Annotated in this window: 17 protein-coding genes; 11 read left to right on the top strand and 6 right to left on the bottom strand. The window is 40.1% G+C overall.

Annotated features, from left to right (window positions below):
* Positions 1-39 precede the first annotated feature (39 nt).
* The 5 genes from leuS to DPV85_RS08535 all read right to left on the bottom strand — a co-directional run bounded on the left by leuS (position 40) and on the right by DPV85_RS08535 (position 5517).
* On the bottom strand, positions 40-2628 hold the full coding sequence (gene leuS / locus DPV85_RS08555; protein WP_111327727.1) for a leucine--tRNA ligase: 2589 nt from the start codon (positions 2626-2628) through the stop codon (positions 40-42).
* A gap of 118 nt (positions 2629-2746) precedes the next feature.
* Complete coding sequence (yggU, locus tag DPV85_RS08550) at positions 2747-3034, bottom strand: DUF167 family protein YggU (RefSeq protein ID WP_049358014.1); 288 nt, start codon at positions 3032-3034, stop codon at positions 2747-2749.
* A gap of 78 nt (positions 3035-3112) precedes the next feature.
* The gene (locus DPV85_RS08545; RefSeq protein WP_049358015.1) at positions 3113-3658 is read right to left on the bottom strand and encodes a YggT family protein; all 546 of its coding nucleotides are present in this window, start codon (positions 3656-3658) and stop codon (positions 3113-3115) included.
* Positions 3658-4605 carry a magnesium/cobalt transporter CorA gene (gene corA / locus DPV85_RS08540; protein ID WP_102703961.1) on the bottom strand — a complete coding sequence of 316 codons (948 nt, stop codon included), beginning with the start codon at positions 4603-4605 and terminating at the stop codon, positions 3658-3660. The genes DPV85_RS08545 and corA overlap by 1 nt, the downstream gene beginning before the upstream one ends.
* A 312-nt stretch (positions 4606-4917) precedes the next feature.
* On the bottom strand, positions 4918-5517 hold the full coding sequence (locus DPV85_RS08535) for a YajG family lipoprotein (protein WP_111327726.1): 600 nt from the start codon (positions 5515-5517) through the stop codon (positions 4918-4920).
* Between the two features lie 84 nt (positions 5518-5601).
* Between DPV85_RS08535 and DPV85_RS08530 the strand changes: the two genes are divergently transcribed.
* The 11 genes from DPV85_RS08530 (at position 5602) to mnmA (ending at position 15103) form a co-directional block, all read left to right on the top strand.
* Positions 5602-5913, top strand: coding sequence for a BolA family protein (locus DPV85_RS08530; protein WP_111327725.1), 312 nt, complete (start codon positions 5602-5604; stop codon positions 5911-5913).
* A 401-nt stretch (positions 5914-6314) separates the two neighbouring features.
* Entirely contained in the window at positions 6315-7658 is a 1344-nt protein-coding gene (locus DPV85_RS08525) for a Na(+)-translocating NADH-quinone reductase subunit A (RefSeq protein WP_070582603.1), read from the top strand.
* Between the two features lie 2 nt (positions 7659-7660).
* The gene (locus DPV85_RS08520) at positions 7661-8896 is read left to right on the top strand and encodes an NADH:ubiquinone reductase (Na(+)-transporting) subunit B (RefSeq protein WP_111327724.1); all 1236 of its coding nucleotides are present in this window, start codon (positions 7661-7663) and stop codon (positions 8894-8896) included.
* Entirely contained in the window at positions 8889-9680 is a 792-nt protein-coding gene (locus DPV85_RS08515) for a Na(+)-translocating NADH-quinone reductase subunit C (protein WP_111327723.1), read from the top strand. The genes DPV85_RS08520 and DPV85_RS08515 overlap by 8 nt, the downstream gene beginning before the upstream one ends.
* A complete protein-coding gene (locus DPV85_RS08510) occupies positions 9680-10309 on the top strand; it encodes an NADH:ubiquinone reductase (Na(+)-transporting) subunit D (RefSeq protein ID WP_005695375.1) in 630 nt (209 codons plus the stop codon). The genes DPV85_RS08515 and DPV85_RS08510 overlap by 1 nt, the downstream gene beginning before the upstream one ends.
* Before the next feature lie 3 nt (positions 10310-10312).
* Entirely contained in the window at positions 10313-10909 is a 597-nt protein-coding gene (nqrE, locus tag DPV85_RS08505) for an NADH:ubiquinone reductase (Na(+)-transporting) subunit E (RefSeq protein ID WP_049367352.1), read from the top strand.
* A gap of 10 nt (positions 10910-10919) precedes the next feature.
* Positions 10920-12155: an NADH:ubiquinone reductase (Na(+)-transporting) subunit F gene (gene nqrF, locus DPV85_RS08500; RefSeq protein ID WP_111327722.1), complete on the top strand. Its 1236-nt coding sequence runs from the start codon at positions 10920-10922 to the stop codon at positions 12153-12155.
* A gap of 144 nt (positions 12156-12299) precedes the next feature.
* Positions 12300-13340 (top strand): FAD:protein FMN transferase, encoded by a 1041-nt coding sequence (locus tag DPV85_RS08495; RefSeq protein ID WP_005695379.1) that lies wholly within the window; start codon positions 12300-12302, stop codon positions 13338-13340.
* A gap of 2 nt (positions 13341-13342) precedes the next feature.
* Positions 13343-13603 (top strand): (Na+)-NQR maturation NqrM, encoded by a 261-nt coding sequence (nqrM, locus tag DPV85_RS08490; RefSeq protein ID WP_005695380.1) that lies wholly within the window; start codon positions 13343-13345, stop codon positions 13601-13603.
* A gap of 30 nt (positions 13604-13633) precedes the next feature.
* Entirely contained in the window at positions 13634-13840 is a 207-nt protein-coding gene (locus DPV85_RS08485) for a tautomerase family protein (RefSeq protein WP_111327721.1), read from the top strand.
* Positions 13841-13951: 111 nt separating this feature from the next.
* Positions 13952-15103, top strand: coding sequence for a tRNA 2-thiouridine(34) synthase MnmA (gene mnmA, locus DPV85_RS08480; RefSeq protein WP_111327720.1), 1152 nt, complete (start codon positions 13952-13954; stop codon positions 15101-15103).
* A gap of 45 nt (positions 15104-15148) precedes the next feature.
* Here the strand turns inward: mnmA and rplS are convergent.
* On the bottom strand, positions 15149-15465 hold a 317-nt coding region (gene rplS / locus DPV85_RS08475), incomplete at its 5' end, for a 50S ribosomal protein L19 (RefSeq protein ID WP_111327719.1).

The following is a 15465-nucleotide window of genomic DNA, read 5'->3' as shown; positions in this document are numbered from 1 at the left end:
TTATGCAACACTTAGAATAAAATGCGGTTATTTTATGGATTATTGCGGTTTAACCACCACATTTAACAATTTACCTGGTACATAAATCACTTTCACGATTTGTGTATTGTCAGTAAATTTCTTCACATTTTCATCTGCAAATGCAACCGTTTTCACGGTTTCTTCATCCGCATCAGCTGCAACGGTGACTTTACCACGAACTTTACCGTTGACTTGAACCACGATAAGTTTTTCATCTTCGACCATCGCTGCTTCGTCAGCTTTCACCCATTCGGCATGATCAATGTTACTTTCGTTGCCTAAGGCTTTCCATAATTCAAAGCAGATATGTGGTGTGATTGGATAAAGCATACGCACGACTGCGCTTAATGCTTCTGCCATCACAGCACGATCTTGTTCACTTTCTAATGGCGCACGGGTTAATTTATTCATTAACTCCATTACTGCCGCGATAGCGGTATTGAAAGTCTGACGGCGACCAATGTCATCGCTCACTTTCGCGATCGTTTTATGCACATCACGGCGAAGCGCTTTTTGGTCTGCAGAAAGTGCGGTCACATCTAAAGCGGTTTTTGCAGGATTTTGACTGTATTCATACACCAAATTCCATACACGACCTAAGAAACGTTTTGCCCCTTCTACACCGGATTCTTGCCATTCAAGTGTCATTTCTGCAGGAGATGCGAACATCATGAAGAGACGCACAGTATCTGCACCGTATTTTTCCACCATCTCTTGTGGGTCGATACCGTTGTTTTTGGATTTCGACATTTTGGTCATACCGGTATGCACCAATTCACGGCCTTCCGGATCGGTGGCTTTGATGATACGACCTTTTTCATCACGCTCAAGAGTGACTTGCGTTGGGCTTACCCAAATACGCTCGTTAGTCGGGCTGGTGTAGTAGAACGCATCGGCTAATACCATGCCTTGGCATAATAATTTTTGAGCTGGCTCATCGCTCGTTACGAAACCTGCATCACGCAATAATTTGTGGAAGAAACGGAAGTAGAGCAAGTGCATTGTGGCGTGCTCGATACCACCGATATATTGATCCACCGGTAACCAGTAATTCGCTTCCTCTTTATCCAACATGCCTTCAGCATAGCTTGGTGAGGTGTAACGCGCGTAGTACCAAGACGATTCCATAAAGGTATCAAAGGTATCGGTTTCTTTTAATGCAGGTTCACCGTTGAAGGTGGTTTTTGCCCAGTTTGGATCGGCTTTAATTGGGCTTTTCACACCATCCATGACCACATCTTCCGGCAGAATAATCGGTAAATCTTCGATTGGTGCCGGTACGGTTTCACCGTTTGCTAAGGTCAGCATTGGAATTGGTGCACCCCAATAACGTTGACGGGAAACGCCCCAGTCACGTAAACGATAGTTAATTTGGCGTTTACCTACGCCTAATTTTTCTAATTTATCCGCGATACCGTTGAATGCGCCATTAAAGTCTAAACCATCAAACTCAGCTGAGTTAACTAATTTACCGTGTTCAACAAAAGCTTGTTTAGTTAAATCAATTTCTTCATCGGCAAGCGGTGCGATTACTTGTTTAATTGGCAAGCCATATTTTTGAGCAAATTCAAAGTCGCGTTGGTCGTGCGCTGGAACCGCCATTACCGCGCCAGTACCGTAGTGCATTAACACAAAGTTAGCGACCCAGATCGGTAATTTTTCACCGGTTAATGGATGAATGGCGAATAATCCGGTTGCCATCCCTTTTTTCTCCATGGTGGCAAGGTCTGCTTCTGCCACTTTGGCATTTTTTGCTTCACGGATGAATTCAGCCAATTGAGGATTTTTTTCTGCTGCCAATTCTGCTAATGGGTGAGCAGCTGCGATACCTAAATAGCTAACACCATAGAAAGTATCTGGACGGGTGGTATAAACTGAAACTTTTTCTGCGGTATCCGCCACATCAAACGTAATTTCCACCCCTTCAGAACGGCCAATCCAGTTACGTTGCATGGTTTTTACCATATCTGGCCATTGTGGCAGTTGGTCTAATCCACCTAGTAATTGTTCAGCGTAATCAGTGATTTTAATAAACCATTGTGGGATTTCTTTTTGCTCGACCGGAGTGTCACAACGCCAGCAGCAACCTTCGTGCACCTGTTCGTTCGCCAATACGGTTTCATCGTTCGGACACCAGTTCACAGTTGAGGTTTTTTTGTAAACTAAGCCTTTTTTATAAAGCTCGGTGAAGAACCATTGTTCCCATTTGTAGTATTCTGGACGGCAAGTCGCAATTTCTCGATCCCAGTCATAACCAAAGCCCAACATTTTGAGCTGGTTTTTCATGTATTCAATATTTTCGTAAGTCCATTTTGCTGGTGCAGTTTTGTTTTTAATCGCAGCACCTTCAGCTGGCAAACCGAATGCATCCCAACCAATCGGTTGTAAAACATTTTTACCGTTCATACGTTGATAACGAGAAACTACATCACCGATGGTGTAGTTACGCACATGGCCCATATGTAAACGACCAGATGGGTAAGGGAACATTGAAAGGCAGTAATATTTTTCTTTAGACGTATCTTTGATTGCTTTGAAGACTTTATTTTCGGCCCAATATTGTTGAACTGAAGGCTCAATCAAATCGGGACGGTAATGTTGTTGCATAGAAAATCACCTTAAATTTTGACCGCACTTTGCGGCATATTTTGCTTTGTAAAATGTGATATAGGATAGCGTAAAACGGGGAAAATTGGTAGAAAGTGCGGTGATTTTTTTACTGATTTTATAAGAGATTTTGAATTTCAGATGGAATTAATTTGGGCGAAGGAATCCAAACTTGTTTATGTCGGTTTAATTCACCTTTTTCAAGAACTATCGAGCTTTTAGGTACTTTGAATGCTTTACTCAAAAATTTCAGCAAGTGAGTATTTGCTTGACCATCAACAGGTGGTGCGCTAATCGTGATTTTGAGTTCATCATCATGCAATCCCACAATTTGATCTTTACTGGCTTTGGGTTGCAGAATGATTTTAAGACGTAGTCCTTCAGGTGTTTGTTCGATTGCTGACATAACTAAATTTACTCACCACATTTACAATAAGGGCTGGAAGATCCAGCCCGAAAAAATAATGTTATTTTTGACCGCACTTTAAGCGGCGATAGCCCATAAAACCTGGAAGTAGTCGTAAAAGAGATTATTCAAAAATAACAGAATAATGGCGATAACCATCGGTGAAAAATCAATCGCGCCCACAGTTGGTAAAATACGTTTAATTGGTTTTAATAATGGCTCAGTAAGTTGATATAACGCATAGAATGCAGGGTTATTGCCACGATTAAACCAACTTAAAATTGCGCCAGCGATTAACACATAGAAAATGGCTATACCGATATTTTTAATCAGCCCTAATATGCCCAATAGTAGGAAGTAGTTGAGATTTAACCCGCCAAACAGAACCGATTTCAATCCGCAAAGCAAGAAGACTAAAACCAGTGCAGTAGTTTCCACTTTTTTCACCACAGGAAAAACTTTACGCAATGGGGCAATAACTGGCTGGGTTAATTTCAGCGTAAATTGAGAAATAGGATTGTAATAATCCACGTTCGCTAAGGGGAGCCATACGCGTAAAATTAACACTAAACAATACAGATCGATAATCGATCCTAAAAATAATGCAGTTTGGGAAATTTCCATTATAACCAACCTTTCCGTTTAAAATAGATATAAGGCGTAAGCGCCGCACCAATCATTAATCCAATAGCCATTGGGTAACCATATTTAAAATGGATCTCTGGCATAAATTCAAAGTTCATCCCGTAAGTAGATGCCACAAGTGTTGCCGGTAGGAACATCACCGACACCACCGAGAAGAATTTCATGATTTTATTCTGCTCGATATTAATATAACCCATTGCCGCCTGCATTAAAAAGTTTACTTTTTGGAACAATGATTCATTATGCGGTTGCAATGATTCGATATCTCGTAAGATTTCTCGTGCTTGTTCTAACTGATTTGGCGGTAAGCGAGTTTTACGCACCAAGAAACCCAATGCACGTTGTGTATCCATCAAACACAAACGCACTTTAGAACTGGTATCTTCTTGTTCTGTTAGGGTATTTAAGGCTTCATTGAAAGCTTCATCTTGCGTACCGTTTAAAATCACGCGACTTAATTTTTCTAAATCCGCATAAACGTTTTCGATAACATCGGCTAATTGCTCAATTTTGGTCTCAAATAAGTCGAGTAAGACTTCATACGCATTGCATTCCAATAAGCGTTGGCTACGGGAACGCATACGATATAAACGGAATGCCGGTAATTCACGATCACGCAGGGTGAATAAACGACCATCACGAATAGTAAATGCTACGCTTGCGAGGTCAGCGTAGTTTTCTTCGTCTTCACAATAGAAGAATGAGTGCAAGTGCAAGCCATCTTCGTCTTCGAAGAAACGTGCGGACGCTTCGATATCTTCCAATTCGAGGAATGAGGCGAGACTTTGTCCTAAGCCTTCTTGCAACATTTCACGTTCTTCCCCTGTCGGCTCCAGCAAATCTAACCAAATAGCAGAACTGAGCTCGGCTGGTTCGTCATCAATACGAAGCAAGCGGGAATCGTTAATAGCAAAAGCGTTAATCATTGGTCATACTCCTTTTGGGATTATGAAGATCCAACTGTGAACAAAAAAAGATCAAACGAAATTGGCACTAGAGAAAAGTGCGGTCAAATTTTTGTATGTTTTAAAAATGAGTTTCGTTCGATAAAAGATGCCGAAGAAAGGTAAATTGATTACCAGCGAGCTCTCGCTGATAAGAGGCGAGAGTCTAGAGCGATATTCGGTATCGACTATGACTGTCCAAAGTGTGTGTCCTTCTCGTTAAAAAATCGGGCGAATGTTACGCTTGAAAGGCACTTTCGTCAAGTATTATTGAAAAGGACACGGTACTTTTAATTAATTAGTATATTGATTAATTGCGTTAGTAACTTCTTGATCTTGATAAATATTATTAACAATATCTTTGAAGGTTTCGCCTAACACTTTTTGGATTTCATCATTGCTCGCATTAAATGCGCCAGATTGTGAACGGGTCGCATTAAAGGTTTTATTGTATTGTCCGCGTGGACCTTGTACATAAACAACTGCTTGGATTTTGCTGTTCAAGGTATAACGTAAATTACCTTGATCTACGTGAGTGTTGAATTCTTTCACTTCAACGGTTACACCCGCATTTGCATTATTAGCTTGTCCGATACGGAAACCTTTGCTAACTAAATTTTGTTGCATCACTTGTTGGAAAAGTTGAGTAACGCTTGGTGATGCGTTTAATTTAATCAGCTCACCTGATTTAGTATAAGTTGCAATTTCTTGTTGTGGACGAGAATCACGAGTATTGACTGTTACCACTGCTGATTGGTTAATATTCATTGATGCAGTCGGTGATTGAGGCGCAAAAGCTAAGGTATTGGATTGTGCTTGGCAACCCGCTAAAAATAATGTCGCAGCGGCCAACGTCATTGTTGATAATGCTTTGATTTTGTTTGTTACTTTCATAATTTCCTCATTGAATTAGGTTAATTTGTGTTATTCTTACAAACTTAACGCTGAATGTATAGCAAAAAGTTAGGGAGTTTATTTATGTCAAAACAGCAAGAATTATTAGAGAGAATTCAAGCCGAATTTCAACCGCACTTTGCCACTGTGGAAAATGAAAGCCATATGCACAGTTCCGGTCGAGGGGCTGATTCTCATTTTAAATTAGTGATTGTCAGCGATGCTTTTAAAGGTATGCGCAAGGTGCAGCGCCACCAAAAACTTTACCAACTTTTTGCCGATGATTTAAAAAATGGCATTCACGCATTAGCGCTTCACCTTTATACAAAAAGCGAATGGGAAAGCCTAGGTGAAGCATTTCCAAAATCACCAAATTGTCTTGGTGTTGGACAGTAAGTATTTCCTTACGTTCCCTATATCAGATTTTCATAAGAAGAGAGAAGGTAAGAGACATTCTCTCTTTTTTATTTTTAATTCCTATTTATTTCTAACTCCTAATAAGTATGAGTCTAAAAGGTTCACAAATATTTCACAAAAAGTAAGGGCGTAAAGTGGAATAAAAGCCCATTTTTCGATAGAATAAGGCGCTTTTAATTTTCGAATTTCAATTTCTGGATGTGTAAGTAATTTCTTACTCATCGAGGAATTAAACAGATTTGAGTTTTTGAATTTATGTGTCAGTTAATAACGCTTTGATCTTAAAAGTGTTTTCTGTCACGCTCAATCGCGAGATTGCTCTTAAGGCATAGGCTTTGATTGCAATCGTGTTTTTAACCTAGAAAAGTAGTGCAAACAGTATGATTACAATCAAAAAAGGCTTGGACCTTCCTATTGCAGGAAAACCAGCACAAGTAATCCATAGCGGTAACGCTGTGAATCAGGTTGCGATTCTTGGTGAAGAGTATGTGGGTATGCGTCCTTCTATGAAGGTACGCGAAGGCGATGTCGTGAAAAAAGGCCAAGTGCTTTTTGAAGACAAGAAAAACCCTGGAGTGGTTTTCACAGCCCCTGCGAGTGGTACTATCACTGTAATTAATCGTGGCGAAAAACGTGTATTACAATCTGTGGTCATTGATGTGCAAGGTAACGATCAAGTTACTTTCGCTAAATATAACGCAGGTGAGCTCAATACGCTTTCTTCTGAACAAGTTAAACAAAACCTCGTTGAATCCGGTTTATGGACAGCGTTCCGCACTCGTCCATTCAGCAAAGTGCCTGCCGTAGATGCAGAACCTTCTTCTCTGTTTGTAAATGCGATGGATACCAATCCTTTGGCGGCAAATCCAGAGGCGGTGTTAAAAGAGCATTGGCAAGATTTTATTGACGGTTTAACTGTATTAAGTCGTCTATTCCAAAATAAACCATTAAATCTATGTAAAGCGGGTGATAGCAATATCCCAACCGTGGATTTAGCTAACTTAAAAGTACATGATTTTGGTGGTGTTCATCCTGCTGGCTTAGTGGGTACACATATCCACTTTATCGATCCGGTTGGTGTGAACAAAACCGTATGGCACATCAATTACCAAGATGTGATTGCTGTAGGTAAATTATTCACTACGGGCGAACTTTATGTAGAACGCATTATTTCTCTTGCGGGTCCGCAAGTGAAAGAGCCTCGTTTAGTTCGTACCGTTATCGGTGCAAACCTTTCTCAATTAACAGCTGGTGAGTTAAAAGACGGTAATAACCGTGTGATTTCTGGTTCAGTACTTTGTGGTCAAACGGCAAAAGATGCTCATGACTATTTAGGTCGTTATGCATTACAAGTTTCTGTGATTGCGGAAGGTAATGAGAAAGAGTTCTTAGGTTGGATCACACCACAATCGAACAAATATTCGATTACCCGTACCGTATTAGGTCACTTTGGTAAAAAATTATTCAACTTCACTACAGCAGAAAATGGTGGTGAGCGTGCAATGGTACCAATCGGTAGCTATGAGCGCGTGATGCCGTTGGATATTTTACCGACATTATTATTACGTGATTTAATCGTGGGCGATACCGATGGTGCACAAGCGTTAGGTTGTCTTGAATTAGATGAAGAAGACTTAGCATTATGTTCTTTCGTTTGTCCGGGCAAATATGAATACGGTTCAATCTTGCGTCAAGTATTAGATAAGATTGAAAAGGAAGGTTAAAAATGGGTTTAAAAAATCTTTTTGAAAAAATGGAACCCGCGTTTTTGCCAGGTGGTAAATACAGCAAGCTTTATCCGGTCTTTGAATCGATTTATACCTTGCTTTATACACCAGGTACGGTAACGCACAAAAACACACACGTTCGTGATGCGTTAGACTCAAAACGTATGATGATTACGGTTTTTCTTGCGTTGTTCCCAGCGATTTTCTACGGGATGTACAATGTGGGTAACCAAGCGATCCCGGCCTTAAATCAATTAGGTAATTTAGATCAATTAATTGCTAACGATTGGCACTATGCACTTGCAAGTTCATTAGGTTTAGATTTAACCAATAATGCAACTTGGGGTTCAAAAATGGCATTAGGGGCGATCTTCTTCTTACCAATTTACTTAGTGGTATTCACCGTTTGTACAATTTGGGAATTATTGTTCTCAGTGATGCGTGGTCATGAAGTAAATGAAGGAATGTTCGTTTCAACCATTTTATTTGCGTTAATCGTTCCACCAACATTGCCATTATGGCAAGCTGCACTTGGTATCAGTTTTGGTATCGTGGTAGCGAAAGAAATCTTCGGTGGTGTAGGTCGTAACTTTATGAACCCTGCGCTTGCTGGTCGTGCATTCTTATTCTTCGCTTATCCGGCTCAAATTTCCGGTGACTTAGTATGGACCGCTGCAGATGGTTTCTCTGGTGCAACCGCACTTTCACAATGGTCTCAAGGTGGTCAAGCAGCATTACAACACACTGTAACCGGTCAACCTATTACTTGGATGGATGCATTCATCGGTAATATTCCTGGTTCAATGGGTGAGGTTTCAACGCTTGCGTTATTAATCGGTGGTGCGTTAATTGTATTCACCCGTATTGCTTCTTGGCGCATTATGGCTGGTGTCATGATCGGTATGATTGGTACAGCAACCTTATTCAACTTAATCGGTTCTGATTCTAACCAAATGTTCTCAATGCCTTGGCATTGGCACTTTGTATTAGGTGGTTTTGCACTTGGTATGATCTTCATGGCAACCGACCCTGTATCAGCTTCATTCACCAATACGGGTAAATGGTGGTACGGTGCGTTAATTGGCGTGATGGCTGTATTAATTCGTACAGTGAACCCAGCTTATCCAGAAGGGATGATGTTAGCGATTTTATTTGCAAACTTATTTGCACCAATTTTTGACTACATCGTGGTTCAAGCAAATATCAAACGTCGGAGAGCAAGAACAAATGGCTAAATTTAATAAAGATAGCGTTAGCGGTACAGTTACCGTTGTTGTGTTGCTAAGTTTAGTGTGTTCTATCGTGGTTTCTGGTGCTGCAGTAGCATTAAAATCCAAACAAGATGAACAAAAAGCACTCGACGTTCAACGTAACATTTTAACTGTTGCTGGCTTAATGAAAGAAGATAATGCATCAGTAATCAAAGACACTTACAACAAATTTATTGAACCTCGTTTAGTGGATTTGCAAAGTGGTGATTACGTTCAAGCTTCAGCAGAAGAAATCAACAAATTTGAACCTAAAGATGCCATTAAAGATCCTGCAAAAAGCCAAGCAATTCCAGCGGAAGCAGATAAAGCAGGAATTAAAGTTCGTGCAAATCAAGCACGTGTTTATCTTGTAAAAGATGAGCAAGGCAATGTCAGCCAAGTCGTATTACCAATGTATGGTCGCGGTTTATGGTCAACCATGTACGGTTTCGTTTCGGTTGCACCAGATGGAAATACCATCAAAGGTATCACTTACTATGACCAAGGTGAAACAGCCGGTCTTGGGGGCGAAATTGCGAACCCTCGTTGGCAAGCACAGTTTGTCGATAAAAAATTATTCGATGAACAAGGTAACCAAAAATTCAAAATCTACAAAGGTAGCTCTGCTGCAGATAAAGAGCACGGTGTAGATGGTTTATCAGGTGCAACTTTAACCAGTAACGGTGTTCAAGGTTCATTTGATTATTGGTTCAGCCAAAATGGCTTTGGTCCATTCTTAGCGAAATTTAAAGCAGGAGAAATCAAATAATGGCTGATGCAAAAGTAAATTTGAAAGGTCTTTTATTCGATCCTATTGTTAAAAATAACCCGATTGCCTTGCAAATTTTGGGTATCTGTTCTGCATTAGCGGTAACAACCCAATTACAAACAGCGATCGTAATGGCGATTGCGGTAAGTTTGGTAACCGGTTTTTCCAGTTTGTTTATTTCATTGATTCGTAACTATATTCCAAATAGTATCCGTATCATTGTGCAACTGGCGATTATCGCGTCTTTAGTAATCTTGGTTGACCAAGTATTAAAAGCTTATGCTTATGGTTTATCTAAACAGCTCTCTGTATTCGTCGGTCTTATCATTACAAACTGTATCGTAATGGGCCGTGCAGAAGCGTTTGCGATGAAATCACCACCGTTAGAAAGCTTTGTTGACGGTATCGGTAACGGTTTAGGTTATGGTGCGATCTTATTAATTGTCGCCACATTACGTGAATTAATCGGTTCTGGTCGTTTGTTCGGTTTCCCTGTATTCCAAACTATTCAAGACGGCGGTTGGTATCAACCAAACGGTTTATTCCTTCTTGCACCAAGTGCGTTCTTTATTATCGGCTTCGTTATTTGGGGCTTAAGAACGTGGAAACCTGAGCAACAGGAGAAATAATCAATGGAACATTATATTAGCCTATTCGTGAAGGCGATCTTCATTGAAAACATGGCGCTCTCTTTCTTCTTAGGGATGTGTACTTTCCTTGCGGTTTCTAAGAAAGTTTCCACGGCGTTTGGCCTTGGTGTTGCAGTAGTCGTCGTACTTGGTATTGCGGTACCCGCTAACCAATTTGTGTACGAACACGTATTAAAAGATGGCGCATTGGTAGAAGGTGTGAGCCTTGAGTTCTTAAACTTCATTACCTTTATCGGGATTATCGCGGGTCTTGTTCAATTACTTGAAATGACCTTAGATAAATTCTTCCCTGCACTTTATAACGCATTAGGTATCTTCCTTCCGCTTATCGCCGTAAACTGTGCGATCTTCGGTGGTGTATCTTTTGCCGTGCAACGTGAATACACTTTTGCAGAATCTGCAGTTTATGGTGTGGGTGCAGGGTTAGGTTGGATGTTAGCAATCGTTGCGCTTGCAGGCTTAACCGAAAAAATGAAATATGCCGATGTACCGGCAGGCTTAAAAGGATTAGGGATTACCTTTATTACTGCAGGCTTGATGGCGCTTGGCTTTATGTCATTCTCTGGAATTCAGTTATAAGGAGGCATAAATGAGCGAATCTTCAATTTTATTATTAGGTGTTGCGGCATTTACGGTTATCCTTTTAGTGCTCGTTGCGATTATTTTATTCGCTAAATCAAAATTAGTGGATTCTGGTGATATCACCATTTCTATTAATGACGATCCTGAAAAAGCGATCACTTTACCAGCTGGTGGCAAATTACTTGGCGCGTTAGCAAGTAAAGGTATTTTCGTTTCTTCTGCTTGTGGTGGCGGTGGCTCTTGTGGCCAATGTATTGTGAAAGTGAAAAGTGGTGGTGGTGAAATTCTCCCAACTGAACTTTCTCATATTAATAAACGTGAAGCAAAAGAAGGTTATCGTTTAGCTTGCCAAGTAAACGTAAAAGGCAGCATGGACGTTGAATTACCAGAAGAAATCTTCGGCGTGAAAAAATGGGAATGTACTGTTATTTCTAATGATAACAAAGCAACCTTTATTAAAGAGCTTAAATTGGCTATTCCTGAAGGTGAAGAAGTTCCTTTCCGTGCGGGTGGTTATATCCAAATCGAAGCTGATCCACATACGGTTTACTATAAAGATTTCGATATTCCAGAAGAATACCACGAAGATTGGGACAAATACGATTTATGGCGTTATGTGTCTAAAGTGGATGAGCATATTATCCGTGCTTACTCAATGGCTTCATACCCAGAAGAGAAAGGCATTATTATGCTTAACGTGCGTATTGCAACGCCTCCACCACGTCAACCTGATGCGCCTCCAGGTCAAATGTCTTCTTACATTTGGTCATTAAAACCAGGTGATAAAGTGACAATTTCAGGTCCATTCGGTGAATTCTTTGCGAAAGAAACCGACAACGAAATGGTCTTCATCGGTGGTGGTGCGGGTATGGCACCAATGCGTTCTCATATCTTTGACCAATTAAAACGTTTACACTCTAAACGTAAAATGTCATTCTGGTATGGTGCACGTTCTAAACGTGAAATGTTCTATGTGGAAGATTTTGATCAGCTTCAAGCAGAAAATCCAAACTTTACATGGCACGTGGCATTATCTGATCCGTTACCAGAAGATAACTGGACAGGTTACACCGGCTTTATTCACAACGTACTTTATGAAAACTACTTGAAAAATCATGAAGCACCAGAAGATTGTGAATACTACATGTGTGGACCTCCGGTGATGAACGCGGCGGTAATCAAAATGTTGAAAGACCTCGGTGTTGAAGATGAAAACATCTTATTAGATGACTTCGGTGGTTGATTTTAGTTAATCAAAACATCATGAAAACTGACCGCACTTTGTGATGAAGTGCGGTCAAAATTTAAGGTGTTTTTAGAAAATTTTCTATGATTACAGGTAAATTTTGTTTAGTTTGCTAGTAGTTCACAGATTTAGGAAATCCAGATGAAAAAATTAATAAGCGGTATCGTGGCGGTGGCAATGGCATTAAGTCTTGCAGCCTGTGAAAAAGAAACAAAAGTTATCTCATTAAGTGGTAAAACAATGGGAACAACTTATCATGTTAAATACCTTGATGAAGGCTCAATGAAAGCAACATCTGAAAAGACGCATGAAGAAATTGAAGCTATCTTAAAAGATGTGAACGCGAAAATGTCCACTTACAAAAAAGATTCGGAATTGAGTCGTTTCAATCAAAATACCCAAGTGAATACACCGATTGAGATTTCAGCAGATTTTGCCAAAGTATTGGCCGAAGCGATTCGTTTAAATAAAGTGACTGAAGGTGCATTGGATGTAACTGTTGGCCCTGTCGTTAATTTATGGGGATTTGGCCCGGAAAAACGTCCAGAAAAACAACCTACACCAGAACAATTAGCTGAACGCCAAGCTTGGGTTGGTATTGATAAAATTGCCCTCGATATGAGTGCTGCCAAACCGACATTAAGCAAAGCACTTCCTCAAGTTTATGTCGATTTGTCCTCGATTGCTAAAGGCTTTGGCGTTGATCTGGTCGCTGAAAAGTTAGAACAATTAAATGCTCAGAATTACATGGTTGAAATCGGCGGAGAAATTCGTGCGAAAGGAAAAAATATTGAAGGCAAACCTTGGCAGATCGCAATTGAAAAACCAACTACAACAGGTGAAAGAGCGGTTGAAGCTGTCATTGGATTAGACAATATGGGAATGGCAAGTTCTGGCGATTATCGAATTTACTTTGAAGAAAATGGTAAACGCTTTGCTCATGAAATTGATCCGAAAACAGGTTATCCAATTCAGCATCATTTAGCCTCAATTACGGTACTTGCACCAACTTCAATGACTGCAGATGGCTTATCAACAGGGTTATTTGTGCTTGGTGAAGACAAGGCGTTAGAAGTGGCTGAGAAAAATAATCTTGCCGTTTATTTAATCATTAAAACAGATAATGGTTTTGTGACAAAATCATCCTCTGCTTTCAAAAAATTAACAGAAACAAAAGAATAGTTATGCAAACTTTATTTTTTACTTTAATCGCTTTCGTCGCAATTATATTGTTGATGTCTATCGGATTTATTATCAAAAAACAAAGTTTAAAAGGCAGCTGCGGTGGTTTATCTACCCTTGGTATTGCCAAAGCTTGTGATTGTGATAAACCTTGCGACACGCTTCAATCAAAATTAGATGCGGGCGATAAACAAGCAAAAGCCGAATATGAGCAAAAATTTGCGAAAAAAGATGGTGATTCGCAATTTTATGAAGTGAAGTAGTTCCATTTAACGTTGTGATGAGAGAACAGTATGCCCTATGTCAATATTAAAGTGACCGGTGGAGCAGAGGCGCCGACAGCTAAACAAAAAGCAGAGTTAATTGAAGGTGTCACCCATTTATTACAGAAAGTGTTAAACAAAAATCCCGAAACAACAGTGGTGGTTATTGACGAAGTCGATATGGATAACTGGGGGATTGGAGGGAAAACGGTAACTTCTCAACGTTCAATGAAGTGATCATACCGTAACCTGTATGAAAGTGCCCGAAATTGTCGGGCATTTTTACTCTTACTTGATTTGCGGTAGAATGCCCAATTATTTATTTAGTGGAACATTTATTACTAAACTATGAAATCACAAACCTACGAAAAACATTTTCCGAAACTCTCTGCAGAACAACTTGCCGAAAATTCCACTAAAAAAGTGATTTGCGGTATGTCTGGAGGGGTGGATTCTTCCGTTTCCGCGTTTATTCTTCAACAGCAAGGCTACCAAGTGGAAGGCCTGTTTATGAAAAACTGGGAAGAAGATGACGATACCGATTATTGTACAGCCGCAGCGGATCTTGCTGATGCGCAAGCAGTATGTGACAAGCTAGGTATTAAGCTACATAAAATCAATTTTGCGGCAGAATATTGGGATAACGTGTTTGAACATTTCTTAACAGAATACAAAGCTGGTCGTACGCCAAACCCAGATATTTTGTGCAATAAAGAAATTAAATTTAAAGCATTTTTAGAATATGCAGCTGAAGATCTTGGTGCTCATTACATTGCAACAGGGCATTATGTACGTAGGGCTGGTGATGATGAAAATGCAAAATTATTACGTGGTTTAGATGCTAATAAAGATCAAAGTTATTTTCTTTATACCTTAAGCCATAAACAAGTGGGACAAAGTTTATTCCCCGTTGGTGAAATTGAGAAGCCCATTGTTCGCGCTATTGCTGAAGAGCTTGGCTTAATTACGGCGAAGAAAAAAGACTCTACCGGTATTTGTTTTATTGGTGAGCGTAAATTTAAGGATTTCTTAGCTCGTTACTTACCGGCTCAACCTGGTGATATTCGTACTGTTGATGGTGAAATTATTGGTCGCCATGATGGTTTGATGTATCACACGTTGGGACAGCGTAAAGGGTTAGGCATTGGTGGTTTAAAAAATGCGGGTGATGAGGCTTGGTATGTGGTAGATAAGGATGTTGAAAATAATGAGCTTATTGTCGCTCAGGGGCATGACCATCCTCGTTTATTTTCAAAAGGTTTGATTGCTAGCCAATTACATTGGGTTGATCGCGAGCCAATTCGTGAATTAGTACGTTGCACGGTTAAAACACGTTATCGCCAACAAGATATTCCTTGTGTGATTGAACCGATTGATGATGAAACTATTCGAGTGATTTTCGATGAACCTCAATCAGCCGTCACACCAGGACAATCTGCCGTATTTTACCTTGGTGAAATTTGTTTGGGCGGTGGGATTATCGAAGAACGGATTAAATAACCTAACAAAAAAGGCTTGGGATCCCAAGCCTTTTTCTTTGCGAAATTATTCGCCCAAACGCTCTTTAATACGAGCAGATTTACCTGAACGTTCACGTAAGTAGTAAAGTTTAGCTTTACGTACTGCACCTTTACGTTTAACAGTGATTGAATCTACAACTGGTGAGTGAGTTTGGAATACACGCTCAACACCTACACCGTTAGACACTTTACGTAAAGTAAATGCTGAGTGCAAGCCACGGTTACGAATTGCAATAACCACGCCTTCGAATGCTTGCAAACGACGTTTGCTACCTTCAACTACCCATACTTTAACTTCTAAAGTATCACCTGGGCGGAAGCTAGGTACGTTTTGTTTTAATT

Source organism: Haemophilus parainfluenzae, assembly GCF_003252725.1.
GTDB classification, from domain to species: Bacteria; Pseudomonadota; Gammaproteobacteria; order Enterobacterales; family Pasteurellaceae; genus Haemophilus_D; species Haemophilus_D parainfluenzae_L.
Note: the sequence above shows the minus strand (reverse complement) of the source record. Positions and strands in the feature narration are given on the sequence as shown.

Coding starts and splice junctions, on each gene's coding strand:
- leuS (WP_111327727.1), bottom strand. CDS start 2,628: ATGCAACAACATTACCGTCCCGATTTGATTGAGCCTTCAGTTCAACAA.
- yggU (WP_049358014.1), bottom strand. CDS start 3,034: ATGTCAGCAATCGAACAAACACCTGAAGGACTACGTCTTAAAATCATT.
- DPV85_RS08545 (WP_049358015.1), bottom strand. CDS start 3,658: ATGGAAATTTCCCAAACTGCATTATTTTTAGGATCGATTATCGATCTG.
- corA (WP_102703961.1), bottom strand. CDS start 4,605: ATGATTAACGCTTTTGCTATTAACGATTCCCGCTTGCTTCGTATTGAT.
- DPV85_RS08535 (WP_111327726.1), bottom strand. CDS start 5,517: ATGAAAGTAACAAACAAAATCAAAGCATTATCAACAATGACGTTGGCC.
- DPV85_RS08530 (WP_111327725.1), top strand. CDS start 5,602: ATGTCAAAACAGCAAGAATTATTAGAGAGAATTCAAGCCGAATTTCAA.
- DPV85_RS08525 (WP_070582603.1), top strand. CDS start 6,315: ATGATTACAATCAAAAAAGGCTTGGACCTTCCTATTGCAGGAAAACCA.
- DPV85_RS08520 (WP_111327724.1), top strand. CDS start 7,661: ATGGGTTTAAAAAATCTTTTTGAAAAAATGGAACCCGCGTTTTTGCCA.
- DPV85_RS08515 (WP_111327723.1), top strand. CDS start 8,889: ATGGCTAAATTTAATAAAGATAGCGTTAGCGGTACAGTTACCGTTGTT.
- DPV85_RS08510 (WP_005695375.1), top strand. CDS start 9,680: ATGGCTGATGCAAAAGTAAATTTGAAAGGTCTTTTATTCGATCCTATT.
- nqrE (WP_049367352.1), top strand. CDS start 10,313: ATGGAACATTATATTAGCCTATTCGTGAAGGCGATCTTCATTGAAAAC.
- nqrF (WP_111327722.1), top strand. CDS start 10,920: ATGAGCGAATCTTCAATTTTATTATTAGGTGTTGCGGCATTTACGGTT.
- DPV85_RS08495 (WP_005695379.1), top strand. CDS start 12,300: ATGAAAAAATTAATAAGCGGTATCGTGGCGGTGGCAATGGCATTAAGT.
- nqrM (WP_005695380.1), top strand. CDS start 13,343: ATGCAAACTTTATTTTTTACTTTAATCGCTTTCGTCGCAATTATATTG.
- DPV85_RS08485 (WP_111327721.1), top strand. CDS start 13,634: ATGCCCTATGTCAATATTAAAGTGACCGGTGGAGCAGAGGCGCCGACA.
- mnmA (WP_111327720.1), top strand. CDS start 13,952: ATGAAATCACAAACCTACGAAAAACATTTTCCGAAACTCTCTGCAGAA.